This window comes from Flavobacterium sp. FG139 (genome assembly GCF_057809695.1).
In genome coordinates this window covers 73,882-100,426 of the sequence record NZ_JBMDKL010000014.1, presented here as the reverse complement: position 1 = coordinate 100,426, position 26,545 = coordinate 73,882, and the positions used below count along the sequence as shown (strand labels likewise).

The window sequence follows — 26,545 nt, the reverse complement described above, 5'->3', positions numbered from 1 at the left end:
ACTGAGAAAAACCTGCTACCGAGAAAAGTAAAGCAATAATCAGTAAAGTAATTTTTTTCATAAAATATAAATTGATTGTTTTTTGTTTGTTATGAAATAGATAATTATCAAAAATATAAAAAAAATAATAAATACATAGTTAAATTTTAAAATTTAACCCAAATGAAATGATACTCTGAATAAACATAAAGTGTTGCGATGCTTTTTCAGATTTATTATAAGTAATCTGAATATCGGGCATATTTACATAACCGCCCTTTAAATCAGTTTGAATAAAAAAGTATTTGAAAAAATTAAAATTTAAACCTGCTCTTGCTGATAATCCATATCCAGCAACGTGAAATTCATCATGTTCTTTGTTTCCAAGTACTGTAGCATCTGTTCTAGGATATAAAAAACCAACGCCCAATCCTTCCGTTAAACTGATTTGAAATTTATCAGTATTTCCAATGCTAAAAAGTTTTGAAATATCATCATATCTTGATATTTCTGTGTTTACATAATTTAATCCGTTAGTATGTTCAAATTTTAAAAAGGTTCCGTCTGTAAAATCTACTGGAGTGTTATTGTAAGAACCATTATAGACAGATCCACTTTCTGTACTTGGCATATTAATATATCCAGTTACGTTGGCAGTTTGATTTTGAGTAAAAACATATTTCATGTGATCTACGCCAATTGAAATCGCATAATGATCTGAAATGAAATAACCAAATTTCATATTAGTTTGTGGAATTGTAAAACGTGTTGGATTTATGTAATCTATATTCCAGCCTTTTGGTTTATCATCGGCATGAGCATCTTGAACCGTAAAGTCAAAATTTGATCCTTGAAAATGAATATCTGACTTGGTAAACTTTTCTCTATTTCCTCCAAAAGAAGCAAATACTTTTCCTTTATTGTGAGCAGTATATTTTTCAGATATAGGTTTGTCTTGTGCTAGTATTCCTTGTGAAAGTATTACAAAAAGTAGTACAATTGGAATTCGTAATTTAATTAACATTAGTGTAGTTTTAAAATTGATTTATGGTTCTACGGATTGCGACTAATTTAGTCATTAAGTCTTCAAAATAGTCTAAGTGCAGCATATTAGCTCCGTCACTTTTCGCATTTGCTGGATCAAAATGAGTTTCAATAAAAATACCATCAACTCCCACAGCAATTCCGGCTTTGGCAACCGTTTCAATCATATCGGGTCTTCCGCCAGTTACACCGGCTGTTTGATTGGGTTGTTGTAACGAGTGGGTAACGTCTAGAACCGTTGTAGCATAGTGTTGCATGGTTGGAATGCCTCTGAAGTCAACAATCATGTCTTGATAACCAAACATGGTTCCTCTATCGGTAACCATAACATTTTCATTGTGACAATCTAACACTTTTTGAACGGCATGTTTCATGCTCTCGGGACTCATAAATTGTCCTTTTTTCAAATTAACCGTTTTTCCGGTATTTGCCGCAGCAACAACCAAATCGGTTTGTCTGACTAAAAACGCAGGAATTTGTAACACATCAACATATTCGGCAGCCATTGCAGCATCTTCATTAGTATGAATGTCCGTAACAGTTGGGACATGAAACGTTTCCGAAACTTTGCGAAGTATTTTTAAGGCTTTCTCATCTCCAATGCCCGAGAAACTATCTATTCTAGAGCGATTGGCTTTTTTAAACGAGCCTTTAAAAACGTAAGGAATTTCTAATTTATCCGTAATTGTGATTAGTTTTTCTGCAATTCTCATTGCCATTTCTTCACCTTCAATAGCACATGGACCGGCTAATAGGAAGAAGTTACCACTATCAATATGCTTGATTTGTGGAATATTTTTTATGTTCATTATAATTTATATTTTGACAGGCAAATATAAGAAGAAAAACCTTCTAACGAGCGTATTAGAAGGTTTAATATGTGTTAAAAAAGTAAATTATGGCATTATTTCGAACCGAATTTCTTAATTGAAAACCCTTTTGGACAAACAACTTTACTTCTTTCGTATATATTAATGTATAAAATAATTTTTTTGTCAGAACCTTCAAATTTCACTTCATATAAATCTAAAGTACCTGCTCCCATCACACTTTTCTTACTTGGAAAAGGACAGCACGTGTCTATTTTTTCAAAAGAAATTTTCTCACCATTTGGACCAGTAATCGCATTGAAAAAGTAAATCACATTTTTTGGGGAATACTTCTCATTTTCAAAACCTAAATTGATGGGATAGTTTTTATCGTAACCATATTTAGAATCTTCAGCATATTCGGTTAAAATGAACTGATTGGCTATTACTTGGGGCTTTACAGCTGAATCGTCAACGTTCATTAAGGTAGATTTAATGCTTCCACAAGAAGTAAATAGTAATATGATTAAAATGAAGGGAAGTAGGCTGATTTTTTTCATTGCAAACTATTTTTAGTCAAATATGTCAATTTATAATCAAATATCAAACCACTATCTTTATTTTTGTAAAAAAAATATTCTATGGAATTTATAACTCATACTTGGCATTGGTCGATTTCTGGTTTTGTCATCGGACTGGTTATGCTAGCGCTCATTTATTTTGGAAAAGTTTTTGGAATGTCCTCCAACCTCAGAAGTTTGTGTTCGATGACAGGTATCGGAAAACGGGTTTCATTTTTTGATTGGGATTGGAAGTCGCAACGTTGGAATTTAGTAGTGGTGTTAGGTGCCATGATAGGAGGTTATGTTGCCACTCATTATTTAAGTGATGCTTCGAATGTGACTATAAATCCTGCAACTATTCAGAAATTACAAAAAATAGGAATTGACGCTCCCAATTCAAAATTACTTCCTGATGCCATTTTTGGTTCCGATGTTTTTCATTCACCTCAAAAGATTTTGCTACTCATAATAGGAGGAATCCTGATTGGATTTGGTTCTCGTTATGCTGGTGGATGTACTTCTGGACATGCCATTTCTGGATTGAGTAACTTTCAATTACCTTCTCTAAAAGCTGTAATCGGATTTTTCATTGGAGGATTAATCATGGTCAATTTTATTTTCCCTCTAATTTTTTAAAAAGATGAATGTAGTAAAATATTTAATTGTAGGATTTATATTTGGTGTTGTTCTTACCAAAGCAGAAGCCGTTTCTTGGTATCGAATTTATGAAATGTTTCAATTTGATTCGTTTCATATGTATGGCATTATTATGACTGCTATTGCTACTGGAGTTCTTGGGATTCAAATTATTAAACGTACCAAAATGAATGACATCAAAGGACTTCCAATAGAAATTGCCGATAAAGAAAAAGGAACGTTCCGCTATTGGATTGGCGGATTGATTTTTGGATTAGGCTGGGCTATGGTCGGTTCCTGTCCTGGTCCCATCTTTATACTTATTGGTGCTGGATTTATGAGTATTGGCTTTGTTTTATTCGGAGCTCTATTTGGAACTTTTTTGTACGGATTGATCAAAGATAAATTACCCCATTAACATAACGCTTATGTGACTTTTGTCACATTATACTAGTTTCAATCGCAGTAACTTTGTGTCATAAAATAAGATGTTATGAACACGAAAGTTTTTATTCAAAATTTAAAGTGTGGTGGATGCGCTAAAACCATTACTAAAAAGTTAAGCGATTTGGATAATATTGCCGATATTGAAGTAAACGTTGACGAAAGTTCGGTTACTTTCAATTATAAAGATGAATTGGATTTGGCTGTGGTTATTGAAACCTTAAAAGAAAATGGTTACCCAGTTGAAGGTGACGAAAATTCTTTAGGCACAAAGGCGAAATCATTTGTGAGTTGTGCTATTGGTAAAATGAGCTAGACAGAAACTAAAGAAGATAGTTATTAATGTTACTGTTTAAATAATTTCAGCACTTAAACCGGCTTCCAACAATTGTGTGCATTGTGGTTCCAATTCGTCAAACGAGCCTGTTTTAACCGTGCATTTCCCTTTGTAATGTACTAGAATTGCGCATTGTTCGGCTTGTTCGGCATGGTGTTTACAAACCCGAATTAAAGTTTCAATTACGTGATCAAACGTATTTACATCGTCATTGTAAAGAACAATTTCATTGTTTTTACTGGTTTGTTCTTCCACTAAAACTTCTTCCTGAACTTTTTCAATTGTACTCATAATTGTCACAATAAATTGATTGTACTAATTTACATATTTCAATGAAACCCAATTGTTTCTTTCAAACTTTTTAACATAAGTCAAACCTTTCTCCGTGCAACAAGCATCAATAGACGGAATGTCTTCGTTGTAAAATCCACTCAGGAGTAAAATACCACCTTTATTTAAACAATCGACATACGCTTGCATGTCGTTTAGTAGAATATTTCGGTTGATATTAGCGATAATTAAATCGTAGTTTTTATCTTTTAATAATGCAGCATCTCCTTCATAAACTGATATTTCGTGACAATTATTACGTTCGGCATTTTCAATAGAATTCAAATAACACCAATTGTCAATATCAATAGCATCAATCGGTTTGGCACCTTTCATTTCGGCAAGAATAGCTAAAATAGCCGTACCACAACCCATGTCTAGAGTTTTCATTCCGGTTACATCAGTTTCTAGCAAATGCTGAATCATCATGTGAGTGGTTTCATGATGACCGGTTCCAAAACTCATTTTTGGTTCTATAACAATGTCAAATTCGGCTTCTGTTTTAGGATGAAATGGTGCACGAACATGACATGTTCCATCTACGTCAATGGGTTCAAAATTCTTTTCCCATTCTTCATTCCAATTCACTTGATCAATTTCTTCTACAGTGTAAGATACTGTAAATTCTGGTGAACTTAGAATGTAAATATCGTCTAAAACATCTTCAGTCCATAAATCTTTTTGAATGTAGGCTACCAAACCTAAATCGGTTTCAATAAAACTTTCAAATGGTTTTTCGCCGAGTTCAGCAATTAAAATTTCCGAACCTAACTCTTTTGGCTCAACTGTAAAATGGTATCCTAAATAGATGTTTGACATGGAGTATGTTTTTTGCAAAGGTAAGAATCCAAAAGGAATTCAATTAATATATAGTTCAAAAAAAACCAGCTCGAAAGCTGGTTTTTTTATTTTATTTTTTTCCTTGACAAATCTCAACAATTCTGTGAAACACATCATGAAGGTTTTCAAAGGCTCTCATAATTTCTGCATCGGGTGCTTTTCTTTGTACCAAATCATTAACGACTTTGGTTTGTTTTTTTAAAACAGCGATAGTTTCATCTATTTTAGAATTTCTTAAATCTTGAGGCATTGTTTTTACATCCAGTGCTTCAGCCAATACTACTAAATTTTCTGATGAATTTTTGATTGCATTAAAGTTTCCTTCTTCAGCAGGATGAAATGTTTTAGACAGCAATTCGTGATAATCATGCATTTGTTTCCATTTATCAGTAATTGACTGTGCAGAAACAGTATTGATTGCAAATAATAAAGCAAGCGCTAAGAAAGATTTTATAAGTTTCATTTGTTTTGAATTTAATTGTTATGCAATAATAGTAATTTATTTTGAATTGAAAAGTTAAACCCTTCAAAATTACATCAACAATTCATCCCTAAATATCTACAATTCGGTAAAGAATAATTTTCTACTTTTATAGTTTGATGCAACTTTGCTTCATCAAAACAAATAATTATGAAGACAATTAGTACTTTTTTATTCTTCGTTGTATCAATCTGCGGTTTCTCTCAATCCAAAATTTCAGGTATAGTTATCGATGAAAAAAACAATCCCATTCAAGGTGCAAACGTATTTATAGAAGGCTCTTATGATGGTGCCACAACCAACGAAAAAGGCGAATTCTTATTTACATCTTCTGAAAAAGGAACTAAAATTTTAGTGGTTAGTTTTTTAGGATACGAAACCATCAAATTACCTTTTGAGGTTGAAAAAGGAAACCTCAAAACCATTAAACTAAAAGAAAGTATCAACACGTTAGATACGGTTGTAATTACTGCTGGAACGTTTGATGCTGGTGAAAAAGCCAGGGTTTCGGTCTTAAAACCGTTAGATATTGTGACCACAGCGGGTTCTAATGGCAATATTGTAGCTGCTTTACAAACCTTACCTGGAACGCAAACTGTTGGTGAAGACGGACGTTTGTTTGTACGTGGTGGCGAAGCCGATGAGACACAAACGTTTGTTGACGGCATTCGTGTAGCACAACCGTATGGTGCAACTACACAAAACTTACCTACTCGCGGTCGATTTTCTCCTTTTCTATTCAGCGGAATGTCGTTTTCTACAGGTGGCTATTCGGCAGAGTATGGGGAAGCTTTATCAAGTGTGTTATTACTCAACACCAAGGAAGAAGAAGCTCAAGAAAAGACCGATATTTCATTCATGACGGTTGGTTTGGGATTAGCAAATACACAAAAATGGGGTAAAAATTCGATTAGTGTCAACACGGCCTATCTAAATTTAGCTCCTTATCAAGCTTTGGTGCATCAAAACGTAGAATGGAACAAGCCTTTTCAATCGCTTTCGGGTGAAACGGTATTTCGTCATAGTTTTACCAACGGAATGTTCAAATTATATGCAGCTTTCGACGCTTCCCAATTTGATATTAATCAAGAGAGCATCAACAGTCCTTCTAAAATTAGAGTCGATTTAAACAATAATAATTTTTATTTAAATTCTTCGTACAAAGGAAGTTGTGGTAATGGTTGGCAACTTACAACAGGTTTGAGTTATGGGTACAGTCATAACAAAATTGGTTTGGATTTGGATAAGGTCAACAATGCCGAACATTCATCGCATTTGAAATTAAAATTCAGAAAATCATTCTCCGATCGAGTGAAGTTGTCTTTTGGTGGCGATTATTTTATTACAAAATTTAATGAAGATTTTAATGGAAATTTAGGAGTTAATTTTTCAAGTGGGTATCAAGCAAATATAGCTGCGGTTTATAGTGAAGCAGACATTTTCTTTTCTAAAAAATTAGCGGCTAAATTGGGTGTTCGTGCTTCTCATAACAATTATTTGCATGAAGATGCCGTTTCACCACGTATTTCAATGGCGTATAAAGTGAGTAAAAGCGGTCAGTTTTCGGTTGCTTTTGGAAATTTCACGCAAGCACCCAAACAAGATTATCTAAAATATGCCGATTATTTAAGCAGTGAAAAGGCATCACATTACATTTTGAATTACCAATACAGTAAAGAAAAACGCACGTTCCGTTCGGAAATTTATTTCAAAGACTATTCCGATTTGGTGAAATACAATACTTCTTTAGTGCAATATAATACGGTGTTTAATAACAACGGAAAAGGCTATGCTAAAGGATTGGATGTCTTTTGGAGAGACGGTAAGTCGTTTAAAAATTTAGAATATTGGGTTTCCTATTCGTACATCGATACGAAAAGAGATTATAAAAATTATACTGCCGAAGTGACTCCGAGTTTTGTTGCCGATCACAGTTTGTCGGTAGTGGGAAAATATTGGATTGACCAATGGAAATCGCAGTTGAGCATTACCAATAGTTTTACCACAGGTCGTCCGTATAACAACCCCAATGAAACTGTTTTTATGAATGGGAAAACCAAGACGTATAACAGTTTGAGTATGAGTTGGGCCTATTTAATTTCGCAACAAAAGATCTTGTATTTTTCGGTTTCCAATATTTTAGGAACTCAAAATGTGTATGGTTATGAATATGCCAATTCGCCAGACAGTAATGGGTTTTACAACCGAAGAGCTATTACACCAACCGCTGACCGATTCTTCTTTGTAGGCTTCTTTTGGACGATTAGCGACAATAAAAAAGACAATCAATTGAATAATTTGTAGGGTATAGGTGTTTAGTTCTTGAGGTTCTAAGGCGCTGAGTTTATAAGTTTCTGGAGCTTTAGTTTCTTAGCATCTTAGAACCCTAGAACCTCAGAACTTAAAATACAATTCATCATCAAAAATCAACAATTCAGTAACAATAAGTTTTACAAGTAAACCAACCGTGATACTTTTACATCAGAAATAAAAACAAGAAGTTTCAATCATCAAAAAATATTAACTAAAAAATTAGAAATCATGACAAAAATTATTACCGCAATTACATTTTTTATTTGTTCACTAGCCATCGCTCAAACCCAATACGAGCAAGGAATGGGAAAAGCTTTAGGATTATGGAAAGAAGGAAAAAGTACTGAAGCATCAGCGTTGTTTGAACGAATAGCTGCTGCCGAAAAAGACAATTATTTGCCTAATTATTATGTAGCCTTAATCAATACGACTGAAGCGTTTAATCCTGCGAATAAAGATAAAATCACTTCGCTATTAGCAAAAGCAAATGCAGCATTGGATATCGAATTGGCTAAAACACCCAACAATGTAGAACTTTTAGTAGTTCAAGCGATGGCAAAAACAGCTTTGTTGGCATCCGATCCAATGACCTACGGAATGACATTATCTCCTAAAATATCTGAAATATACATGCATGCCAGTTTGTTGGCACCAGAAAATCCGAGAGTAGTTTTGTGTAAAGCCGAGTTCGATATGGGTGGTGCAAAATGGACCGGTGCCGATGTAAAAGAAATATGTAGTAGACTTCAAAGATCATTAGATTTATTTGCTAAATTTAAACCAGAAACGCCATTTTCACCAAGTTGGGGATTGGATAGAGCACAAGAAGCCGTACAAAACTGTGGAAAGTAATTTCAAAAATATAAAAAATACAAATCGAGACAATATCTGTAGAATTGAGTTTATGGTTCTCTGTTTATAGAAATTGAAGCAGCCTTTATCAAATAAAACGTTACTAATTAATTATTACAACATGACAAGTTTCCTAAAAGATCTTCCTAGAAATATTTTTTTAAGTATTGTTATTTTTTTGGTGATTCTACTTATAAATGTATTGCTAGGTGCAACGGTTCGTTTGGATAAAGAGTTGCTAACAGCATTTGGATATACCGTTTTATATACGTTTTCGCTCTCAACGGTTAACGGATTGATTTTTGATTACTTAGATAAAGTTTTTGGAGCTAATAGATTTTCAAAGAAAAGAATTGTAGTAGGTTTTTTGAGTTCATTTGTTTTATCACTCTTGACTATATTTTTATTAAGAATTTTTCAAGAAGTCTTTATAAACGGAACTGTTTTTCAAAAATTTATTGAAAACGAAAGTCCAAATTATTATGTAGTTTCAATACTTATTACATTTTTTGTGACATTATCTTTCTATGCTTTTCATTTTTATAAAGCTTATCAAGAAAATAAAGTTAAAGAACAAAAAATTATTGCAGGTACCGCCAACGCAAAATTTGAGAGTTTAAAAAACCAAATCGACCCTCATTTTTTGTTCAATAGCTTAAACGTACTGAGTTCGTTGATTGAGGAAAATCCAGAAAATGCCCAACGATTTACTACGTCATTGTCTAAAATTTACCGCTATGTTTTAGAGCAAAAAGACAAAGAATTGGTTCCGGTTTCAGAAGAATTAGCTTTTGCTAAAACCTATATGAACTTATTGAAAATGCGTTTTGAAAACAGTATTTCATTTGAATTACCGGAACACTATGAAAATACAGAGGCTAAAGTAGTACCACTTTCCTTACAACTGTTACTCGAAAATTGCATCAAGCATAATATTGTTAGTGAACAGAAACCATTACACATTAAAATTTTTGTAAAAGATAATTATTTGGTAGTTCAAAACGATTTGCAAAAGAAAGAAGTGCTGCAAGATAGAAGAGGAGTTGGGTTGCAAAATATTGTAAGCCGCTACGGAATTTTAACCCAAAGAAATGTCTTGATAGAAGAAACAGCCAATGTTTTTGCAGTGCATTTACCCATTTTAACCAAACAAATAGCCCTTATGGATGCAACACTAAATTATACCGAAAATACAGCTTATTACAGAGCCAAAAAACGAGTAGAAGAATTAAAAGGATTTTATGGAAATTTAATTTCGTATTGCACTATAATTCCGATTTTAATATTCATTAATCTTAGATATTCTCCCGAATTTCAATGGTTTTGGTTTTCAGCAGCAGGTTGGGGATTCGGGGTGTTAATGCACGCATTTAAAGTATTTGGTTACGGAACCAATTGGGAAGAACGCAAAATAAAAGAAATTTTAGATAAAGAAAAAGCAACTAAAAATTGGAAATAATCATGGAAGCAAATTATAACGAAAAAGAACGCTATTATCAAGCTAAAAAGCAAGTCAATGACATTAAAGGTTTTTACGGAAATCTTATAGCTTACATCATATTTAATGGATTTTTTCTAATCTTAAATTTAATGACTTCACCCAACGAACTTTGGTTTTTTTGGCCTTTATTGGGTTGGGGAATTGGAGTGTTGTTTCACGGAATGAAAGTCTTTAATTATTCACCTTTCTTAGGAAAAAACTGGGAAGAGCGCAAAATAAAAGAGCTAATGGAGAAAGAAAATCAATCAAAAAAAAACTGGAACTAAGATGAAACGAATTGACGAACAACGACTATTTGAAAAATTTCAAAACGAAACGGGAGTTTCAAACGAAGATTATTATGCTGCGTTCAAAAGAGTGAAACGCATTAAAAGATTTTACACACATTTAATTGTTTACATTTTAGTGAACACGTATCTAATCGTAAATCACTGTTTTGAAGCCAATTCAATGCAATCACTATTTCAGTTGCATACCTATTCTACGGTTTTTTTCTGGGGAATCGGATTGGTAGCGCATGGTTTATCTGTTTTTGGACATGATATTTTCTTCGGAAGCAATTGGGAAGAAAAGAAAATCAAAGAACTCATGGACAAAGAAAAAAAGAATAGATTTGAATAATATTTACTAGCCACTTAACTTTTTCAAATGAACATCATCATCATAGAAGACGAAAAACCAGCAGCACGACTTTTACAACGAAAAGTTGAAAAATTAGGCTTGCAAGTCAATCAAATGTTGCATTCGGTAGAAGAATCGATTACTTGGTTTCAAAGCAATCCGCATCCCGATTTGATCTTTTTAGACATTCAATTATCGGATGGCTTGTCGTTTGAAATTTTTGAAACTATTGCTATAAAAAGTGCTGTGATTTTTACTACTGCTTATGATGAATATGCGTTGCGCGCTTTCAAATTAAACAGTATTGATTATTTGTTGAAACCCATCGATGAAGAGGATTTGGAAATGGCGGTAAACAAATTTAAGGCTAGAAATGCAACCATTTCTAATTTATCATTGGATTTTGAAATGATAAAGAAAATGCTAGTAAATCCGATCGATAGAGAGTTTAAAAAGCGGTTTACCATAAAAATGGGACAACAACTTAAGATGGTTAACATAGATGAAGTAGAGTGTTTTTTCAGTGAAAATAAAGGAACCTATCTCCACACTTTTGATGGTCGTGATTATCTTTTGGATACTACTTTAGAACAATTGGAAAATGAGTTAAATCCTAAAGAGTTTTATCGCGTTTCTAGAAAGTTCATCATTCCAATGAAAGCCATAAGAGAAATTCAACTCTACAGTAATTCACGACTTAAAGTGATTTTACCAACCTACAAAGATGATGACGTAATTGTAAGCAGAGAAAAAGTAACCGATTTTAAGGAATGGTTGGGTTAAGGTATACATTGCTTTCGAATGCCAATAAAAGCAAATAATAATAGCGTATAAGCAATGAAAAAAGGAACAATGAACTCAATCCAACCCAAAGGCAGCATCAGAGCTATTATCAATAACTGAAATCCTAATCCGTACAACGAAAGTAGCGTCATAAACCAATTTGGAAACGTTTTTACTTTGTAAGCATTGGCGTCAAGTGCATGAATAATTTTGTCAAAGCCGCCATACACAATCGTATAAATGGCAAATAAAATAGTTACTGATCGCTGACTTTCGCCCGGCAATGCTTTTGGCGTCTTGTATTCAAAAACTTTACTTGTGGTATCACCACCCACCGATTTATTTCTCAAAATCACATAATAATAATTGTACAATGTGCCTTGCAATTGAATGCCAATAAAGGCTAAAAGGGTAAACCAAAACGTAGTTTCGGAAACATAACAAATAGCCATTAAAAGTAGAAAATTCAAGACGATATCAAATACACTATCTAAATACCGACCAAAATAGGAAGGTGTATTTTTCAATCGTGCTAATTCGCCATCTGCCGCATCGATAGCCGATTTCAAAACGATGAAAAAACCAGCAAAAAGATACTGATGGTGGAGTATGCAGTACATGGCAACTAAACCCGAAATTCCGAATAAAAGAGTAACATGGACTGGAGTAAATCGGGTGTTTTTAAGTTGATTAGCAAGAAGTTTTCCAAAAGGTCTTCCGTAATCGGATAGGTCAAGAAATTTGTCCTGAGCAGTAAGTTTTGACATTAAATGTTAGTAATCAAACGAAATGTGACAATATAGTCGGCAAAATTTATTTGGTAAAACGATGTGTTGTGTAGGTTATCGCTGCTAGTAAAAAGAAAGCAACCGCTTGATGCGTTACGCCCAACCACAAAGGAACATGGTTTAACAAGGTTAAAACACCCAATGTAAATTGTATAAATACTACAATTAATAAGGCATTCAACCCATTTTTTTGTTCTTTAGAAAGGGTGTATTTTTTACTTCTGAAGAATAATAATAAAATCAATCCAACCACGACATAAGCCATAGTTCTGTGTACAAACTGAACGCCACTTTTACCTTCTGTAAATCGTGTTAACCAGGAATCTTTTTCTAAAACGATACTATCATGAAAGAATTGTCCGTCGCTCATCATTGGCCAATGGTTGTGAATAAAACCAGCGTCTAAGCCGGCAACAAATCCACCATAAATGATTTGTATAATGATGAAAAACAACGTAATTCGTGCAAGTTTTCGCAACGGAAATATAACTTCTGATTGGTTAGGGTAAATCAAATCTAACGCAACCCAAAGCGTGTAAGCAAAGGTTATAAAGGCAAAAGTTAAGTGCAATGCCAATCTAAAGTGGCTTACATCGGGCATGTCTTTCAGTCCACTTGCCACCATAAACCATCCTAAAAAACCTTGAAAAGCTCCCATTCCAAGAAGAATTCCACATTTTTTTATGGTTTCGATATCAAGTCTTTTTTTAACTAAGAAATAAATAAAAGGAATAAGGAATACAAATCCAAGAATGCGACCTATAAATCGGTGAAACCACTCCCAAAAGTAAATAAACTTGTAATCAGAAAGTTGAAAATTATTGTGAATATTTATCAACTTGTATTCTGGAAATTGTTTGTATGCCTCAAAAGCTTGTTGCCAAGCGGCTTCCGTTAGCGGCGGAAATGTATCGGTTACCAAATGCCAATCGGTCATGGACAATCCAGAACCAGTTAGGCGCGTAATTCCACCTACAACAACCATTACAAATACTAAAAAACAACCTGAAAGTAGCCAATAAATGACCGATTTATCCTTCTTCATTTTTATAAAATAGGTTACAAAATTACGCATCAAAAATTAACTTTAAGTTGAACAAAAGTTAATCTGTTGCTTAATTTTAGTTTACTTTTTCCAATCCTAATTTTGCGGCACGTTTCAAAACAAAATCATATGCCGCTTGATACTCATTTGGAATATCACCTTCTAAAATAGCTTCTTTTACGGCTTCTTTTAAAATGCCAATTTCTCTGGAAGGCTTTAAATTGAATAATTCCATAATTTCTTCACCCGATATAGGTGGTTGAAATTGACGTACATGATCGCGTTCTTCCACTTCCACAATCTTCTTTCGAACAATATCAAAATTGTTGTGGTATTTTTTGAATTTTGCTGGGTTTTTAGTCGTAATATCAGCTTCACATAACGTCATTAAATCGTCTACATCTTCACCTGCATCAAATACCAATCGGCGCACTGCCGAATCGGTTACAATATCTTGTGCCAGGACAATAGGACGAGAACTCATAGTAACCATTTTCTGAACAAATTTCAACTTGTTGTTCAACGGCATGTGCAATCTCTGAAAGATTTTCTTTGCCATTTTTCCGCCTAAAAACTCATGACCGTGAAACGTCCATCCTTGTTTTTTACTGAATTTTTTGGTGGGTGCTTTTCCAATATCGTGCAATAATGCTGCCCATCGCAACCAAACATCATCCGTATTCGGGCAAATATTATCCACCACTTCTAGGGTATGATAAAAATTATTTTTGTGGGTATGACCTTCAATCTCTTCGACATTATTTAAGGCCGTTAATTCGGGTAGAATAATGTCTAAAAGTCCGGTTTTGTATAAATGTAAAAAGCCAATCGATGGTTTATCTGTGGATAGAATTTTGTTTAATTCATCTACAATTCGTTCGCCAGAAATAATGTTAATCCGTTCTTTATTGCGTTTGATTGCCGATAATGATTCAGTTTCAATCTCAAAATTCAATTGCGTTGCAAATCGAATCGCGCGCATCATTCGCAAAGGATCATCCGAATAGGTAATGTCGGGACTTAATGGTGTTTTGATGATTTTGTTTTCCAAATCGGTCAATCCGTTAAAAGGATCCACTAAAGCACCATAATTTTTCTCATTCAAAGAAAAAGCCATCGCATTAATGGTAAAATCACGACGGTCTTGATCGTCTTTTAAAGTGCCGTTTTCCACTATTGGATTGCGGCTATCGTGTGTGTAGGATTCTTTTCGAGCACCTACAAATTCGATATCAATTTCTTTGTAACGCAACATTGCTGTTCCGTAGGTTTTAAAAATTTGAACCTTGGGTTTGTTGGGAAGTAATTGCGAAACTTTTAAGGCCAAATCAATTCCCGAACCAATAGCGACAATGTCGATGTCTTTTTTAAAATCGCGTTGCAGTAAATAATCGCGAACAAATCCGCCAATGACATAACTTTCAACGTTATTTTCTTGGCTGGCTTGCGCTATTATTTTAAAAATGGGATTTTGAAGTGCTTTTATGTAATCGTTTTTGGCCACGAATTCACGGATTTTTATTGGGACGTTACTATATAATTATTCTTCTATATTCTAATGAATCATTATTGAAATTTACTATGATAGCCAATCTATTTCCAGATACTTTTAAATAATTCATTGCTTGCGCAATGTGCGAATCAGAAATAGAACTACATGATTTTACCTCTAAAATCCCTAATAGTTTATAACTTTCATTTTTGTGTATTATATCTGGCATATATTAGTGCATTCGTGGCTTGTATTTTTTTATTTTCGTATAATCTTAACCTGATTATCCAATGAAAGTTTGATAATCGTTGACGGATTTTTACAAACTTTATCGTGCTGCAAATTTACTACATAGTCAACACCTTTAATAATTTCGGGGCTAATTTCTTTAAAAGTTTTTGGTGAAAACATACCCGAAATATTAGCAGAAGTAGAAACTAATGGTCGTTTCATGCGTTCCATTAATTTGAAGCAAAAAGGTTCTTTAACCAAACGAACTCCAAGCGTATTGTCTTCGGCAACTATGTTTTTGGCTACATTTCTAGGATTGTCTAATATTAATGTGGTTGGTTTTTCAGATAAATCCCAAATTTCCCATGCGACATCCGGAATTTCTTTGAACACATTGTACATCATCTTTTCACCATTCATTAACACAATCATGCTTTTAGAATCGTCGCGTTGTTTTAAAGCATAAATTTTTGCAACTGCCTCGGCATTGCTGGCATCACAGCCAATTCCCCAAACGGTATCAGTTGGATATAGAATGATTCCGCCGTTTTTTATAACTTCGTAGGCGTTGTGTACTTCGGTATTAATATCGCTCATGTTATGAGTTTAGCATTTTTTTCAAAAATAAATAATCTTTTTCTTGAAGTGATTCTCTTCTAATTCTATATTTTTTGATTCTTTTTTTAATCAAACCAAACAAATATCTTTTTCGCGTGATTCCTTTGATCGCAAAGTTAATTTGCTCTTTGTCAAATGTTTTTGGCGTAAAAATATGCAAGTGATTGTCTTTGCAATAATAGTTTTTACCAAATTTAGCCGCTATGATTTGCATGGCTTTAGGCGAATAAAAAGCGATGTGTTGTCCGGTTTCTTGCGCAATGTAGATCCAATTTTCAATTTCTTCGTTGGTATTCGGAATCAAATCCGTAGAAAAAATGGCATTTTCAGAATACTTAAAAATAGCTTCAATTTCTTCTAAAGGATGTTGTAAATGTTCTAAAACTTCAAATCCTGTAACCACATCAAATTTGGTTTCTTTAATATCGGTAATGTCAAAATGCTTGGCAAAAAGATTTTCACAATAGGTATCTTGACGGTAAAAATTATACCCGATATCTCTCATTAATCGCACGAAATTTCCGTATCCACCAGCAAAATCCAACATTATTTTTGCTTCTGGAAAACAGCAATCAATCATTTTAGAAACATCTTCGGTAAGTACATTGTTTCGGTATAATAAACCAATATCCAAAGAGGTAATGGCACTGTCGTAGGCTTCGGCTAACCAAGTTGGCTCATCCGTTTGAACGAAATCACAAGAGGTACATTTATAATATCCGGTGTTGTATTTTTGTAAAACGACTTTCTCAAAGATTTTTTCGGATGGGCTGTTGCAAATTTTACAATTCATGATGCTATTTTATCAGTTTTAGGTTGGGTTTAAATATTTATATTTGTGCCAACATAAATATCAAACGAAATGCAAATGTATTTAAAATAATACAGAAAATTTAGCTTGATGAAATGAAATGCACTCAAAACTAGCTTATATGTCAGATACACTTGGAATCAATATCATTGGATATATCAAAGGTGAGTTCGGAATTGGTGAAGCAGCACGATTGAATATAAAGGCAGCTCAAGAAGTGGGTTTGCCTGTTTCTTTAGTGAATTATGAAGCCATTACCGTACATCGAAATGAAGATACAACTTTTACCAATTTTTCTAAAGAGTTTCCGTATCCTATTAATTTGATTCAAATTTCTCCTTCTGAAGTTGGAAATTTTATGCTAGACGAAATTGCTAGCGGTTTAAAAGGAAAATACAATATTCTATATGTAGCATGGGAATCGGAATATATCCCAGAGGAATACATCAAAAACATCAGCCATTTTGATGAGATTTGGGTGCCGTCTAAGTTTTGTCAAGAAACCCTTTCTCGCATTTCAAAAGTGCCAGTTATCAATATTCCGCATCCAGTTGAAATTCATTTGCAGCCCACTACCGATGTTGATGCTTTGCATTTTTATGAGACATCGCAATTCAATTTCTTATTCATCTTTGACTACAATAGTACGTTAGAACGAAAGAACACTTTAAATTTGATTAAAGCCTTTCAAAAAGCGTTTGACAAAGACAACCAACAAGTAGCTTTAACAATCAAAACCTCTTCGGCTAAAAAATTTGCTACCGAAAAGGAGGAGCTTATTGCTGCCATTGGAGCGTATCAAAATATTAAAATTGTAGAGAAAATTTTTGATAAGAATTCATTAAACCACATCATGAACGGCTGTGATTGTTATGTGTCCTTACACCGTTCGGAAGGCTTCGGATTAACGATGGCAGAAGCTATGTGCTTGAATAAGCCTGTTATTGCCACCGGTTATTCGGGCAATATGGAGTTCATGGATTTTCAGAATAGTTTTTTAGTTAATTACGAAAAGACAACAGCTGGCGAAAACCGAATTAATTACGACAAAAATACCATTTGGTCGGAACCCGATGTAGATCATGCAGCTTCATTAATGAAGTATGTTTTTGAAAATAAAGCAGCAGTAGCTTTAATTGCTGTTAAAGGAAATGTGACTATTCGAAACAATTTCTCGTTTAAAAGTATAGGTTCTTTAATTAAAAATAGAGCAGAATTTATTCTTCAAAATAAAGTAAGTTCAAGTGGCAAACAAGTTGATATTGAACAACAAATAGAAAACGAAAAACTTCGAGAGGAACTGCGAATCATCAAAAAAAGTAAATTTATTATGATGATTATCAATTTTAAAATGATGCTGAGAAAACGCAACGAACAACGCAAAAAAGATCGTTTTAAAAAACAGTATGAGTAATACCAAATTAAAAAGGATTGTTACTTACAATCCTTTTTTTTATTTCTTCTTGAAGAACTTATTTATTTTTTTTCTGATTTTAGCATAAATCGTATTTTCTAAATATTTCACTCGTTCTTTTAGAACGGAGTTTTCTAACAAAGCATTTTTATATTCGTTATTTTCTTTACTTTCTGCCGAACCAATGAAATTTTTGGCAATTACATCCAAACGAATTTTCATCTGACTTCCAATGGTGTGAATTGATAAATTGGTTTGAATGTCTTTTTGAGCTCGTAATCCAATTTTTGTGGCATTATCGGTATTAGAAACAATTGATTTAAGCAATTCTGCAGCTTGGTTTACATCGGGTTCAGCCATCACAAACCCTTTTTTAAGTATGCCACAATCGTCTTTCAATTCGGTGAAATCATATGGCACTAAAAAGCTATTGTTGAGGTTCATATAATCAATGTTTCCCGAATAACCAGTTCCAACCACAGGTTTTCCATAACTCATCGCTTCTGCCATGGTGAGTCCGAAGCCTTCAGAACGGTGCAACGAAATAAGCGCATCACTGTTTTGTAAAAGCGATTCCATTTTCGATTTATCGTAATTTTCATTAATTAAAATGATGTTTTCAAATTTCGAAATGGATTCGTTTAGTTGTTTCATCAACGCTTCATTGCGTTCTAAATTGAAGGTTTTGATGATGAGTTTTACGGCTGAATTATCGGAAGGAAAAGCTTTTTGAAACGCTTCAATAGCGCCAAAAGGATTTTTTCGTTCCGTGGTACTAATCGAATCAAAAATGGTTAAAAAGTTGAAGGAATCGTTCGGAATACCTAATGCTTCTTTTGAAAATAAATTGGTGGTATTGGAATGAATAGGGTGTAAGAAGCGTATCACAGGAATAGCAGCTACGTTGGCAAACGCTTCTACACAAAAATTACTCGGAACCCAAATTTCGTCAAAAATAGCCAAGAAAGGTAAAATTTCATCCGGAATTTCTTTGAATTCCCAAGCCCAGTAGGCAATGTTGTATTTGTCTTTTAAAATGTCATTCGAATTTACTTCAAAAAAATTAGTCAACGCATTGAGGTTTATTTGAAATAAATTGATATCGTAATTGGTTTCTAACGTATTGAATTCGTGCAGTTCTTCGTCTTTTCTTATGCCACGACGTTCTGCATAATAATTGTGAAACGAAATGGCCACACCGGCACTTTGAAGCGCTAAAGCATTCAATCGTGATGCTTCCGCGATGCCTGAAATGTCTTTAAAAAATCCATGATAATTAATTCCCATCGTTTTATTTTAAAAAGAATTGATACTGTTTTTTAAATTTTGAATGGAAAACGGTTCCAAACTTTGTTCCGAATTATTTTGTAATTCCAACCACAATTCTTTGTTGGTATACAGTTCGATTATTGCGGCAGCAAATCCTTCTTTAGTGTCATCAATTAAGGCATTTTTTCGGTCGATTAACTTCATTCCTTCGGCACCGATTGTTGAAGTAACCAACGGCAAATAATATTCGAAAGCTTGTCCAATTTTTCCTTTCACACCAGCACCATAGCGCAGTGGAGCAATCATGATTTTGTTACTGATAAAAAACGATTCAATAGACGGCACATATCCTTGAAAAATAAATTTAGGGTCATTTATATCCGAAATTTTCTCGTTTACATTGCCAATAACATTCACTTTTACATTGGGTAATTTTTCCCAAACTAACGGCATAATGTCGTTATAAAGATAATATAAGGCATCAATATTGGGTGTATGTGTTGATCCTATAAAAAGTAAGTCGGCTCTTTCTTCAAAGGATAATGTGGCTTCTTTTTTTATTTTCGGATAGTGAATGTTGGAAATGGTGATGAGTTTTTCGGGAGCAACATAGGCTTTCATAATTTCTTTTTCAACATCAGAAATAGCAATAATATAATCTACCTGTTGCGCCAGTTTGGTTTCAATTTCAAAATATTTCTTATATCTTTTTCGGAGTGAAATGCGAGTTGGATCAAGCTCAATTGCACGTTGGTATCTCAAAAAGTGAATGTCTACCATGTCAAAAATAGATTTTGAATTGGGTAGTATTTTAGATATTTTTTTCAGGTTGTCTTTTAAGGTATTCGGACTGTAATACCACACATAATCTACTTTAGGAATGGTTTTTAGAAAGTCAAAATAATCTCTAAATTGATTGGTTTCTACATATACCATAATTCCTAAATCGGCATAATATTGAATGTAACGATCGGTTCGATAAGCGTTTTCGGTACAAATAATGCAATTAAAACCAAGTTCTTTGTAGGCGATGATAATTTCTTTCAAGCGATTGGAACCCGAATCTTTATCGTGGGTTGGCATGCCACCATTAACAAAAACTATGGTTTTTTGGGATGGGTTGTAATTTTCAAAATTAGGAATAGAGTGATCCAATTGATTTTTAATCAACGCTTTCTTTTCAAAATAAAGTTTTATTTTCTTAAATAATCCCATAGTTATTCTCTAATTTTCTGAGTTACTTTCAACGATTTAGAAAGCGGTGCACCAGCCAAAAGTACTTTTAATAAATACCCGTATTTTGGTTTGAATAGCGTACTGAAAATATAGTTGATTCGTAAATAATTCAGTAAAAACCAAAAGCTTAAATAGCCGTAATGTTTTCTAATGATGTATAATAATGAGATTTTGAGTTCCGTTTTAATCGCAATACTTTGTGGAGTACTCGCTCCATGATAATGCACGTATTTGGCATCTGGAATTAAGTAACTTGATTTTCCTATTTTTTCCAAACGTTTGCACAAATCGGTTTCTTCATAATACAAGAAGATGTTGGTATCAAATCCGCCAACTTCATTAAAATAGGAAGTTCTAACCAGCATAAAGCTGCCTTGAACATAGTTTACTTTTACTGGCGAAGTGTATTCTAATTTGCGTTTTGGATATTTTTTTGGATTAATTTTTTCTAGAAAATCACGGCCAAATAATTCTTTGCTAATCGATGCAAAATGATCAAAAGCCATCATGCGTTTTCCAGTTTCAGAAAACGATTGACCACCAACGACAGCAATAGAACTGTCTTTTTCAATGGCCGCTTTTAGAATAGAAAAACAATCATTTAGAAATAGCGTATCATTGTTTACAAAAGCTACATATTGTGCATTTGAAAAGTGAAATCCGGTCATATTTCCGCCTCCAAACCCTGTATTTATTTTACTTCTAACCAGTTGTAGGTTTTTAAAAGGATGTGTGTCACAAAATTGTTTTAACGACAAATAATCCTCTTTTTCAGAAGCATTGTCCACTACCACAATTTGGAAGTTTAGAGTAGAGGGAGTTTTTTCAATAATGCTGTCAACGCATTCTTGAGTCAGTTTACTCGAATTGTAATTAATAATTATAGCGGCTATATCAAACATTCGAATTTTTTGTTAGTCAATTTTTCTATACATCATCCAAAGTTGCAAATACCTTTTAAATACCGAAAAAGAATGCACATACGCTAGAATAAAACCTTCTTTGCCATCAAAGGCTCCCAAACGAAAAACATATTGCCACAAAAAACGATACATGGGTCGGAAAATAAGGTGATAAGCACTAGGTCTTATTTTTTTGTTGTATAGGTTTTCGGCTTGTAACTTGCTGTATAAATTGAGTTTATCGTTATAATTATCAAAATTTTTATAACTGTAATGGTTTAATCCATTCTTTAAAACGCCAATAGAACCATTAGCTTTTACTTCTTCATGTACTAAGTTTCCGTTGTATTCGCAGAAGTTTTTATTGAAAAGTCGGATGGCTTTATCGTTTTGCCAACCTCCGAATTTCATTTTTTTGCCCATAAAAAAGAAGTTTCTTTTGACAAAAAAAGCCACTTTAGAGTTGGGTTTTTTGATGGTATTTTTGATTTCTTTTTCTAAATCTTTGGTAATGATTTCGTCCAAATCGAAAAAAATAATCCAATCGTTTTTTGCCTGATGGATGGCATAATTTCGTTGTTCAGAGAAATTGGTAAATTTGCGTTCAATCACGGTAACGCCCATTTCTAAAGCAATTGCAACCGTTTTGTCAGTACTTTGTGAGTCTACAAAAATAATTTCATCAGCAAAAGATAAGCTTTCAACATATCTTTTTACGTTTTCTTCTTCGTTAAAAGTAATGGCTAAGGCAGTAATTTTTGGGATTCCGTTATTTTCAGACATAGAGTTAGATGAAATAGAAGACAAATATACTATTTTTACCGAAATACCATTTTAGAAATGAGCAAAGAGTTGGAGTTGTCTAAATTCCTACTAACAAACCATGTAATTATTCTAATTTATTGTGCAGCATCCAAAGTTCTAAATACCTTTTGAATACAAAAAAAGAATTGATACGAGCCGATAAAAATCCTTCTTTTCCATCCAGTAATCCCAATCGATAAAAATATTGCCAAGCAAACCGATATGAGGGTTTTATGATAAAATGATAGGCGTTAGGACGTTTCTTATTTCGGTAGAGTTTGGTGGCCTGTAGCTTGCTGTAAAAGTTCAATTTGTTGCAATAATGCTCGAAATTTTTATAACTGTAATGATCGATAGAATGTTCTAAAGTTCCTATTTTGCCTTCGGTTTGAATTTCTTCATGAACCAAATTTCCGTTGTAAGTGCAATATCTTTTATGAAACAAACGAACGGCTTTGTCGTTTTGAAATCCACCGTGTTTTAAATGTTTATTGAACAGAAAAAAATTGCGTTTTACAAAAAAAGCCACCATTTCTTGAGGATTTGAAACGGTGCTGATGATTTCTGTAGCAATCTCTTTTGAAATCATTTCATCCAAATCAAAAAACACAATCCAATCATTACTTGCCTGTTCAATAGCAAAGTTACGTTGGCTGGAAAAATTATCAAATTTACGTTGAATGACTTTAACTCCAAGTTGTTCTGCAATAGTTACGGTTTGATCATCACTTTGCGAATCGATAAAAATAATTTCATCTGCAAAAGACAAACTATCCACATATCTTTTCACGTTTTCTTCTTCGTTTAACGTGATAGCCAATGCCGTTATTTTCGGATATTTATTATTTTGTATCATAGAAATTATCGTACTTTGAGCGAAAGTATTACTTTTACAATCCTGATTTTCCCAAGCAAAAGTTAACCTTAACTTAAACAATTATAAAGTATGTTAAAACTGCCAATTCTGATGTATCACAACGTATCTACAAGCGATGCTAAAAGTGTTGGGTTAACAATTTCGGTTGCTAAATTGGAAGAACAACTGAAATATATTAGTGAAAAAGGATATACTTCCTATTTTGTTTCTGAAATTTATAATAAGACTCAATTACCTCAAAAAAGTTTAATTATTACGTTTGATGATGTTACCGAAAATCAATTGTTGTATGCGCTTCCATTATTGAAAAAATACCATTTAAAAGCTACTTTTTTTGTGCCGTTTTCGTACCTAGGACAATCCGATTTGTGGAACCAAGGAACTGATGCCACAGGTGAAAAAATAATGACTATAGCCCAGTTGAAAACATTAGATGCTGATGTGATTGAATTGGGACATCATTCATTTTTTCACAGAAAATACGCCACGTTAACAGCTTCTGAAATTCAAGAAGATTTGGATAAAAGTTTCGAATTGATTGCCCAAAATAATCTGAAAGTTTTTCCAGCGTTGGCCTATCCGTATGGAAATTATCCGAAAAAAGGGATTCAAAAAGAAATATTTTTTCAACTTTTGGAAAAGAATAATATTCAAATGGCTTTTAGAATAGGGAATAGGGTAAATCGTTTTCCTTTCAAAAACAAATATGAAATACAACGAATCGACATCAAAGGAGACGATAGTTTGCTCATGTTTAAATGGAAACTTCGAGTAGGAAAACTGCGTTTATTTTAGACCGCGATCAATCAAAATCATTTTGACATATCTTGAAAAAACGCCGTAAGCATCAATAGTGGCTACCGCTAATCCGGGAACGCCATCAAGGAAGCCTTTTCGAATAATGTAGGTGTGAAAAAAACGGTAAAAAGGCTTGAAAACCAAGTTAAAATAATTAGCCGTTTTGTTTTTATCCTTGGCCATTTTGGCTTGAAACCAAGCATAGGAATCTTTCTTTTTAATGTAATGAAACAACCCTTTGTAGGTGTAATGAATCATGAAGTTTTTTAACAAACCGACAGTTCCTGGATGCAATAGTTTTTCATGCACTTCACCTTCAAAATGAATGTCCTTATTTTTTACCAAACGAACCACTTTGTTTTCGGTATGGTATAAAAAGCGATTCATGTAGAAATGTGGAAACTTAATCTTGTAAGCATTGTGCTTCGGATTATTAATGGTTTCCAAGATTTCAAATTTCAATTTTTCAGTAACACGTTCGTCAGCGTCTAAAAATAAAATCCAATCGCTTTTTGCAAGTTTAATTGCCTCATTTTTTTGATTGGAAAAATTGTCAAATTTACGTTGAATTACTTCGCAATTAAAATTTTCAATAATCTTTAAAGTCTTATCACTACTGTATGAGTCGATGATAATGAGTTGATTAGCAAAAGAAGCCGAACGCAAACAATCTTGAATGTAATTTTCTTCGTTATAAGTAGGTATGATAACTGTAATGGTTTGCATAGGGTAAACTTGTAGAGTTCAAACATAGAAAAAATATTTTATCTTTGCAACGCAATGAAGAAAGATATTTCAGTTATTATAAGTACTTACAATTCGCCCGAATGGTTGAAAAAAGTACTCTATGGATATAATACTCAAACGTATAGAAATTTTGAAGTTGTGATTGCCGATGATGGTTCGGATGAACGCACCCAAAAATGCATTGAAGAAATTCAACAAGAAGTTTTTTACCCAATTATACATGTGTGGCATGAAGATAATGGTTTTCAAAAGACTATTATTCTCAATAAAGCCATTCTTGCCACTAATACCGATTACATTTTAATGACCGATGGCGATTGTATTCCGCGTGAAGACTTCGTAGAACAACACATAAAACACCGTGAGGAAGGCTATTTTTTATCGGGTGGATATTACAAATTGCCGATGAATTTATCAGAACAAATTACCAAAGAAGATATTTATTCGGGAAAGTCATTTGATTTAGAATGGCTCAAAAAAAACGGAATTAAGCAATCGTTCAAGAACAATAAATTAATTACAAACGGTTTAAAAAGTTGGCTTTTAAATTACACTACACCAACAAATCCTAGTTGGAATGGTCATAATTCTTCGGGTTGGAAATCCGATTTTTTAGCCGTAAATGGTTTTGATGAACGCATGCAGTATGGTGGTGAAGATCGTGAATTTGGTGAGCGACTTATTAATTTAGGTATTCAAGCCAAACAAATCAGGTATTCTACAGTTTGCATTCATTTAGATCATACGCGTGGTTATGTAAAACCCGAAATGATTGAAAGAAATCAAAGCATCCGCAGGGAAACCAAACTTCAAAAACGCACTTGGGCCGATTTTGGTATTGAAAAAAAGTAATTATTTCAAATGTTCTTTTAAGAAACTATCCAATTCAGGGATGATCATTTCGGGCGTTAATTTCAAATACATTTCAAGCGGATTTTTCTCAATTTCTTTGTTTTGTTCATAAGATAATTCCGAAATAGCATTCGGTAAAAAGTCTAATAAATGCACTGATTTGTGGAATGTTCCATCTTCAAAACTACTCCAATCGTCTTTGTTCACATAAGGTGAAAATAGGGTAAAAGTAGGTTTGTTAATGGCTTTGGCGATATGAACGGTGCCACCTTCATTGGAAACTAAAACGGCACATTGGTTCATCAAAACTGCAAAATCGCGAATGCTTGGTGCGTAAACATCCAAAATAATATTGGATTTATTTTGACATAAGGCATAGATTTTATCGGCTTCTACTTTTTGATTGGGCGCATAATTGAATAACATGTAACAGTCAAAAGTATTAGCAATATGGTCTATAATTTGAGCAATATATTCATAAGGCATTGATTTTTGAGGCGTACTTCCCAAAACTCCAAGCATGATTATTTTTTTGTCTTGATACCGCTCTGGAACCTTAAATTGTTCTTCTTCTTTAGTCAAGAAAATCTTCGGCTCATAGTCGATAGTTTCAAAAGTATCTACTTGTTTTAAGAGGTGAATTCGATCTTCAATGGCTTTTCCGCAAATATGACTTTTCGATTCTAAAATACCAACAGGATGCGTGTAGTAGCCCAAATTTCCAATCTTCTTTCTGCTTTTATGTCCTACAGTTTGTAGTGCCCCACCAAATTTACAAATCAATCGACTTTGCAATTTAGAATACGGATCAAAAATGACATCGTATTTTTCGTTCCGAACTAAATTTATGGTTTTAATTAAATTTTTAAATTTCTTAAGTTCTTTTTCGTTGATGGAAATAATTTTATTAATATTTGGATTGTTCTGAATAACGCCATGCGTGAAGTCGTATGCCATCAGATGCACTTCACTATCAGGATATTTTGCTTTGTAATTGTTGGCAATAACCGAACTAATCAGCACATCGCCAATTCGTTTGTTTTGTATGATTAAAATTTTCTTCATAAAACTAATTGTTGGTGCAAAGTACTATTTTTTATACTTTTAACCCAAATAATATAAAATATT

Annotated in this window: 31 protein-coding genes; 12 read left to right on the top strand and 19 right to left on the bottom strand. The window is 33.4% G+C overall.

Annotated features, from left to right (window positions below; all coding sequences use genetic code 11):
• Positions 1 to 139: 139 nt before the first annotated feature.
• From ACODSI_RS12460 to ACODSI_RS12450, 3 genes are all read right to left on the bottom strand, one after another.
• On the bottom strand, positions 140 to 1,003 hold the full coding sequence (locus tag ACODSI_RS12460; RefSeq protein ID WP_488917188.1) for a hypothetical protein: 864 nt from the start codon (positions 1,001 to 1,003) through the stop codon (positions 140 to 142).
• 10 nt (positions 1,004 to 1,013) lie between these two features.
• Positions 1,014 to 1,832 carry a 3-deoxy-8-phosphooctulonate synthase gene (gene kdsA / locus ACODSI_RS12455; protein ID WP_488917187.1) on the bottom strand — a complete coding sequence of 273 codons (819 nt, stop codon included), beginning with the start codon at positions 1,830 to 1,832 and terminating at the stop codon, positions 1,014 to 1,016.
• A gap of 95 nt (positions 1,833 to 1,927) precedes the next feature.
• On the bottom strand, positions 1,928 to 2,392 hold the full coding sequence (locus ACODSI_RS12450) for a 2-dehydro-3-deoxyphosphooctonate aldolase (protein WP_488917186.1): 465 nt from the start codon (positions 2,390 to 2,392) through the stop codon (positions 1,928 to 1,930).
• A gap of 81 nt (positions 2,393 to 2,473) precedes the next feature.
• On the opposite strand from ACODSI_RS12450, the gene ACODSI_RS12445 reads away from it, so the two are divergent.
• The 3 genes from ACODSI_RS12445 (at position 2,474) to ACODSI_RS12435 (ending at position 3,791) form a co-directional block, all read left to right on the top strand.
• A complete protein-coding gene (locus ACODSI_RS12445; RefSeq protein WP_488917185.1) occupies positions 2,474 to 3,031 on the top strand; it encodes a YeeE/YedE family protein in 558 nt (185 codons plus the stop codon).
• 4 nt (positions 3,032 to 3,035) lie between these two features.
• Positions 3,036 to 3,449, top strand: coding sequence for a DUF6691 family protein (locus tag ACODSI_RS12440; protein ID WP_488917184.1), 414 nt, complete (start codon positions 3,036 to 3,038; stop codon positions 3,447 to 3,449).
• Between the two features lie 75 nt (positions 3,450 to 3,524).
• On the top strand, positions 3,525 to 3,791 hold the full coding sequence (locus tag ACODSI_RS12435; protein ID WP_488917183.1) for a heavy-metal-associated domain-containing protein: 267 nt from the start codon (positions 3,525 to 3,527) through the stop codon (positions 3,789 to 3,791).
• 36 nt (positions 3,792 to 3,827) lie between these two features.
• On the opposite strand, the gene ACODSI_RS12430 is transcribed toward ACODSI_RS12435, so the two are convergent.
• The 3 genes from ACODSI_RS12430 to ACODSI_RS12420 all read right to left on the bottom strand — a co-directional run bounded on the left by ACODSI_RS12430 (position 3,828) and on the right by ACODSI_RS12420 (position 5,445).
• Positions 3,828 to 4,103 (bottom strand): ATP-dependent Clp protease adaptor ClpS, encoded by a 276-nt coding sequence (locus ACODSI_RS12430; protein WP_488917182.1) that lies wholly within the window; start codon positions 4,101 to 4,103, stop codon positions 3,828 to 3,830.
• Positions 4,104 to 4,127: 24 nt separating this feature from the next.
• The gene (gene prmA / locus ACODSI_RS12425; protein WP_488917181.1) at positions 4,128 to 4,961 is read right to left on the bottom strand and encodes a 50S ribosomal protein L11 methyltransferase; all 834 of its coding nucleotides are present in this window, start codon (positions 4,959 to 4,961) and stop codon (positions 4,128 to 4,130) included.
• A 91-nt stretch (positions 4,962 to 5,052) separates the two neighbouring features.
• Positions 5,053 to 5,445 (bottom strand): hypothetical protein, encoded by a 393-nt coding sequence (locus ACODSI_RS12420; RefSeq protein WP_488917180.1) that lies wholly within the window; start codon positions 5,443 to 5,445, stop codon positions 5,053 to 5,055.
• A gap of 168 nt (positions 5,446 to 5,613) precedes the next feature.
• Here ACODSI_RS12420 and ACODSI_RS12415 point away from each other — a divergent pair, with 168 nt between their 5' ends.
• The 6 genes from ACODSI_RS12415 (at position 5,614) to ACODSI_RS12390 (ending at position 11,533) form a co-directional block, all read left to right on the top strand.
• On the top strand, positions 5,614 to 7,767 hold the full coding sequence (locus ACODSI_RS12415; protein ID WP_488917179.1) for a TonB-dependent receptor: 2,154 nt from the start codon (positions 5,614 to 5,616) through the stop codon (positions 7,765 to 7,767).
• A 237-nt stretch (positions 7,768 to 8,004) separates the two neighbouring features.
• Positions 8,005 to 8,628 carry a hypothetical protein gene (locus ACODSI_RS12410; protein WP_488917178.1) on the top strand — a complete coding sequence of 208 codons (624 nt, stop codon included), beginning with the start codon at positions 8,005 to 8,007 and terminating at the stop codon, positions 8,626 to 8,628.
• 121 nt (positions 8,629 to 8,749) lie between these two features.
• Complete coding sequence (locus tag ACODSI_RS12405) at positions 8,750 to 10,087, top strand: histidine kinase (RefSeq protein ID WP_488917177.1); 1,338 nt, start codon at positions 8,750 to 8,752, stop codon at positions 10,085 to 10,087.
• A gap of 2 nt (positions 10,088 to 10,089) precedes the next feature.
• Positions 10,090 to 10,395 carry a 2TM domain-containing protein gene (locus ACODSI_RS12400; protein WP_488917176.1) on the top strand — a complete coding sequence of 102 codons (306 nt, stop codon included), beginning with the start codon at positions 10,090 to 10,092 and terminating at the stop codon, positions 10,393 to 10,395.
• A 1-nt stretch (position 10,396) separates the two neighbouring features.
• Positions 10,397 to 10,750 (top strand): 2TM domain-containing protein, encoded by a 354-nt coding sequence (locus ACODSI_RS12395; protein WP_488917175.1) that lies wholly within the window; start codon positions 10,397 to 10,399, stop codon positions 10,748 to 10,750.
• Between the two features lie 27 nt (positions 10,751 to 10,777).
• Positions 10,778 to 11,533, top strand: coding sequence for a LytR/AlgR family response regulator transcription factor (locus ACODSI_RS12390; RefSeq protein ID WP_488917174.1), 756 nt, complete (start codon positions 10,778 to 10,780; stop codon positions 11,531 to 11,533).
• On the opposite strand, the gene ACODSI_RS12385 is transcribed toward ACODSI_RS12390, so the two are convergent.
• From ACODSI_RS12385 to ACODSI_RS12360, 6 genes are all read right to left on the bottom strand, one after another.
• The gene (locus tag ACODSI_RS12385; protein ID WP_488917173.1) at positions 11,530 to 12,300 is read right to left on the bottom strand and encodes a CDP-alcohol phosphatidyltransferase family protein; all 771 of its coding nucleotides are present in this window, start codon (positions 12,298 to 12,300) and stop codon (positions 11,530 to 11,532) included. The two genes, ACODSI_RS12390 and ACODSI_RS12385, sit on opposite strands and share 4 nt — an antisense overlap.
• A gap of 46 nt (positions 12,301 to 12,346) precedes the next feature.
• Positions 12,347 to 13,366 (bottom strand): COX15/CtaA family protein, encoded by a 1,020-nt coding sequence (locus tag ACODSI_RS12380; protein ID WP_488917172.1) that lies wholly within the window; start codon positions 13,364 to 13,366, stop codon positions 12,347 to 12,349.
• A gap of 76 nt (positions 13,367 to 13,442) precedes the next feature.
• Positions 13,443 to 14,870, bottom strand: a complete 1,428-nt coding sequence (locus ACODSI_RS12375) for a CCA tRNA nucleotidyltransferase (protein ID WP_488917171.1) — start codon at positions 14,868 to 14,870, stop codon at positions 13,443 to 13,445.
• Positions 14,871 to 14,898: 28 nt separating this feature from the next.
• Positions 14,899 to 15,087 (bottom strand): GxxExxY protein, encoded by a 189-nt coding sequence (locus ACODSI_RS12370; protein WP_488917170.1) that lies wholly within the window; start codon positions 15,085 to 15,087, stop codon positions 14,899 to 14,901.
• Positions 15,088 to 15,116: 29 nt separating this feature from the next.
• Positions 15,117 to 15,686 carry an L-threonylcarbamoyladenylate synthase gene (locus ACODSI_RS12365; RefSeq protein WP_488917169.1) on the bottom strand — a complete coding sequence of 190 codons (570 nt, stop codon included), beginning with the start codon at positions 15,684 to 15,686 and terminating at the stop codon, positions 15,117 to 15,119.
• 1 nt (position 15,687) lies between these two features.
• The gene (locus ACODSI_RS12360) at positions 15,688 to 16,500 is read right to left on the bottom strand and encodes a class I SAM-dependent methyltransferase (protein WP_488917168.1); all 813 of its coding nucleotides are present in this window, start codon (positions 16,498 to 16,500) and stop codon (positions 15,688 to 15,690) included.
• Between the two features lie 139 nt (positions 16,501 to 16,639).
• On the opposite strand from ACODSI_RS12360, the gene ACODSI_RS12355 reads away from it, so the two are divergent.
• Entirely contained in the window at positions 16,640 to 17,932 is a 1,293-nt protein-coding gene (locus tag ACODSI_RS12355; RefSeq protein ID WP_488917167.1) for a glycosyltransferase, read from the top strand.
• 39 nt (positions 17,933 to 17,971) lie between these two features.
• Here ACODSI_RS12355 and ACODSI_RS12350 read toward each other — a convergent pair whose 3' ends face one another.
• The 5 genes from ACODSI_RS12350 to ACODSI_RS12330 form a co-directional block, all read right to left on the bottom strand.
• Positions 17,972 to 19,219, bottom strand: a complete 1,248-nt coding sequence (locus ACODSI_RS12350) for a glycosyltransferase (RefSeq protein ID WP_488917166.1) — start codon at positions 19,217 to 19,219, stop codon at positions 17,972 to 17,974.
• A gap of 9 nt (positions 19,220 to 19,228) precedes the next feature.
• The gene (locus tag ACODSI_RS12345) at positions 19,229 to 20,416 is read right to left on the bottom strand and encodes a glycosyltransferase (RefSeq protein ID WP_488917165.1); all 1,188 of its coding nucleotides are present in this window, start codon (positions 20,414 to 20,416) and stop codon (positions 19,229 to 19,231) included.
• Positions 20,417 to 20,418: 2 nt separating this feature from the next.
• Positions 20,419 to 21,339, bottom strand: coding sequence for a glycosyltransferase family 2 protein (locus ACODSI_RS12340; protein ID WP_488917164.1), 921 nt, complete (start codon positions 21,337 to 21,339; stop codon positions 20,419 to 20,421).
• Positions 21,340 to 21,351: 12 nt separating this feature from the next.
• Complete coding sequence (locus ACODSI_RS12335) at positions 21,352 to 22,122, bottom strand: glycosyltransferase family 2 protein (RefSeq protein WP_488917163.1); 771 nt, start codon at positions 22,120 to 22,122, stop codon at positions 21,352 to 21,354.
• Between the two features lie 106 nt (positions 22,123 to 22,228).
• Entirely contained in the window at positions 22,229 to 22,999 is a 771-nt protein-coding gene (locus tag ACODSI_RS12330; RefSeq protein WP_488917162.1) for a glycosyltransferase family 2 protein, read from the bottom strand.
• Positions 23,000 to 23,089: 90 nt separating this feature from the next.
• Here ACODSI_RS12330 and ACODSI_RS12325 point away from each other — a divergent pair, with 90 nt between their 5' ends.
• Positions 23,090 to 23,815, top strand: a complete 726-nt coding sequence (locus ACODSI_RS12325) for a polysaccharide deacetylase family protein (RefSeq protein WP_488917161.1) — start codon at positions 23,090 to 23,092, stop codon at positions 23,813 to 23,815.
• On the opposite strand, the gene ACODSI_RS12320 is transcribed toward ACODSI_RS12325, so the two are convergent.
• Positions 23,807 to 24,544: a glycosyltransferase family 2 protein gene (locus tag ACODSI_RS12320; RefSeq protein WP_488917160.1), complete on the bottom strand. Its 738-nt coding sequence runs from the start codon at positions 24,542 to 24,544 to the stop codon at positions 23,807 to 23,809. The genes ACODSI_RS12325 and ACODSI_RS12320 overlap by 9 nt on opposite strands.
• A 54-nt stretch (positions 24,545 to 24,598) precedes the next feature.
• Between ACODSI_RS12320 and ACODSI_RS12315 the strand changes: the two genes are divergently transcribed.
• Complete coding sequence (locus tag ACODSI_RS12315; RefSeq protein ID WP_488917159.1) at positions 24,599 to 25,417, top strand: glycosyltransferase family 2 protein; 819 nt, start codon at positions 24,599 to 24,601, stop codon at positions 25,415 to 25,417.
• Here ACODSI_RS12315 and ACODSI_RS12310 read toward each other — a convergent pair whose 3' ends face one another.
• A complete protein-coding gene (locus ACODSI_RS12310; RefSeq protein ID WP_488917158.1) occupies positions 25,418 to 26,482 on the bottom strand; it encodes a glycosyltransferase family 9 protein in 1,065 nt (354 codons plus the stop codon).
• Positions 26,483 to 26,545 lie beyond the last annotated feature (63 nt).

Excerpts from the sequence above, each read along its gene's own strand:
- ACODSI_RS12460 (WP_488917188.1), bottom strand. The coding sequence starts at position 1,003 with ATGTTAATTAAATTACGAATTCCAATTGTACTACTTTTTGTAATACTT.
- kdsA (WP_488917187.1), bottom strand. The coding sequence starts at position 1,832 with ATGAACATAAAAAATATTCCACAAATCAAGCATATTGATAGTGGTAAC.
- ACODSI_RS12450 (WP_488917186.1), bottom strand. The coding sequence starts at position 2,392 with ATGAAAAAAATCAGCCTACTTCCCTTCATTTTAATCATATTACTATTT.
- ACODSI_RS12445 (WP_488917185.1), top strand. The coding sequence starts at position 2,474 with ATGGAATTTATAACTCATACTTGGCATTGGTCGATTTCTGGTTTTGTC.
- ACODSI_RS12440 (WP_488917184.1), top strand. The coding sequence starts at position 3,036 with ATGAATGTAGTAAAATATTTAATTGTAGGATTTATATTTGGTGTTGTT.
- ACODSI_RS12435 (WP_488917183.1), top strand. The coding sequence starts at position 3,525 with ATGAACACGAAAGTTTTTATTCAAAATTTAAAGTGTGGTGGATGCGCT.
- ACODSI_RS12430 (WP_488917182.1), bottom strand. The coding sequence starts at position 4,103 with ATGAGTACAATTGAAAAAGTTCAGGAAGAAGTTTTAGTGGAAGAACAA.
- prmA (WP_488917181.1), bottom strand. The coding sequence starts at position 4,961 with ATGTCAAACATCTATTTAGGATACCATTTTACAGTTGAGCCAAAAGAG.
- ACODSI_RS12420 (WP_488917180.1), bottom strand. The coding sequence starts at position 5,445 with ATGAAACTTATAAAATCTTTCTTAGCGCTTGCTTTATTATTTGCAATC.
- ACODSI_RS12415 (WP_488917179.1), top strand. The coding sequence starts at position 5,614 with ATGAAGACAATTAGTACTTTTTTATTCTTCGTTGTATCAATCTGCGGT.
- ACODSI_RS12410 (WP_488917178.1), top strand. The coding sequence starts at position 8,005 with ATGACAAAAATTATTACCGCAATTACATTTTTTATTTGTTCACTAGCC.
- ACODSI_RS12405 (WP_488917177.1), top strand. The coding sequence starts at position 8,750 with ATGACAAGTTTCCTAAAAGATCTTCCTAGAAATATTTTTTTAAGTATT.
- ACODSI_RS12400 (WP_488917176.1), top strand. The coding sequence starts at position 10,090 with ATGGAAGCAAATTATAACGAAAAAGAACGCTATTATCAAGCTAAAAAG.
- ACODSI_RS12395 (WP_488917175.1), top strand. The coding sequence starts at position 10,397 with ATGAAACGAATTGACGAACAACGACTATTTGAAAAATTTCAAAACGAA.
- ACODSI_RS12390 (WP_488917174.1), top strand. The coding sequence starts at position 10,778 with ATGAACATCATCATCATAGAAGACGAAAAACCAGCAGCACGACTTTTA.
- ACODSI_RS12385 (WP_488917173.1), bottom strand. The coding sequence starts at position 12,300 with ATGTCAAAACTTACTGCTCAGGACAAATTTCTTGACCTATCCGATTAC.
- ACODSI_RS12380 (WP_488917172.1), bottom strand. The coding sequence starts at position 13,366 with ATGAAGAAGGATAAATCGGTCATTTATTGGCTACTTTCAGGTTGTTTT.
- ACODSI_RS12370 (WP_488917170.1), bottom strand. The coding sequence starts at position 15,087 with ATGCCAGATATAATACACAAAAATGAAAGTTATAAACTATTAGGGATT.
- ACODSI_RS12365 (WP_488917169.1), bottom strand. The coding sequence starts at position 15,686 with ATGAGCGATATTAATACCGAAGTACACAACGCCTACGAAGTTATAAAA.
- ACODSI_RS12360 (WP_488917168.1), bottom strand. The coding sequence starts at position 16,500 with ATGAATTGTAAAATTTGCAACAGCCCATCCGAAAAAATCTTTGAGAAA.
- ACODSI_RS12355 (WP_488917167.1), top strand. The coding sequence starts at position 16,640 with ATGTCAGATACACTTGGAATCAATATCATTGGATATATCAAAGGTGAG.
- ACODSI_RS12350 (WP_488917166.1), bottom strand. The coding sequence starts at position 19,219 with ATGGGAATTAATTATCATGGATTTTTTAAAGACATTTCAGGCATCGCG.
- ACODSI_RS12345 (WP_488917165.1), bottom strand. The coding sequence starts at position 20,416 with ATGGGATTATTTAAGAAAATAAAACTTTATTTTGAAAAGAAAGCGTTG.
- ACODSI_RS12340 (WP_488917164.1), bottom strand. The coding sequence starts at position 21,339 with ATGTTTGATATAGCCGCTATAATTATTAATTACAATTCGAGTAAACTG.
- ACODSI_RS12335 (WP_488917163.1), bottom strand. The coding sequence starts at position 22,122 with ATGTCTGAAAATAACGGAATCCCAAAAATTACTGCCTTAGCCATTACT.
- ACODSI_RS12330 (WP_488917162.1), bottom strand. The coding sequence starts at position 22,999 with ATGATACAAAATAATAAATATCCGAAAATAACGGCATTGGCTATCACG.
- ACODSI_RS12325 (WP_488917161.1), top strand. The coding sequence starts at position 23,090 with ATGTTAAAACTGCCAATTCTGATGTATCACAACGTATCTACAAGCGAT.
- ACODSI_RS12320 (WP_488917160.1), bottom strand. The coding sequence starts at position 24,544 with ATGCAAACCATTACAGTTATCATACCTACTTATAACGAAGAAAATTAC.
- ACODSI_RS12315 (WP_488917159.1), top strand. The coding sequence starts at position 24,599 with ATGAAGAAAGATATTTCAGTTATTATAAGTACTTACAATTCGCCCGAA.
- ACODSI_RS12310 (WP_488917158.1), bottom strand. The coding sequence starts at position 26,482 with ATGAAGAAAATTTTAATCATACAAAACAAACGAATTGGCGATGTGCTG.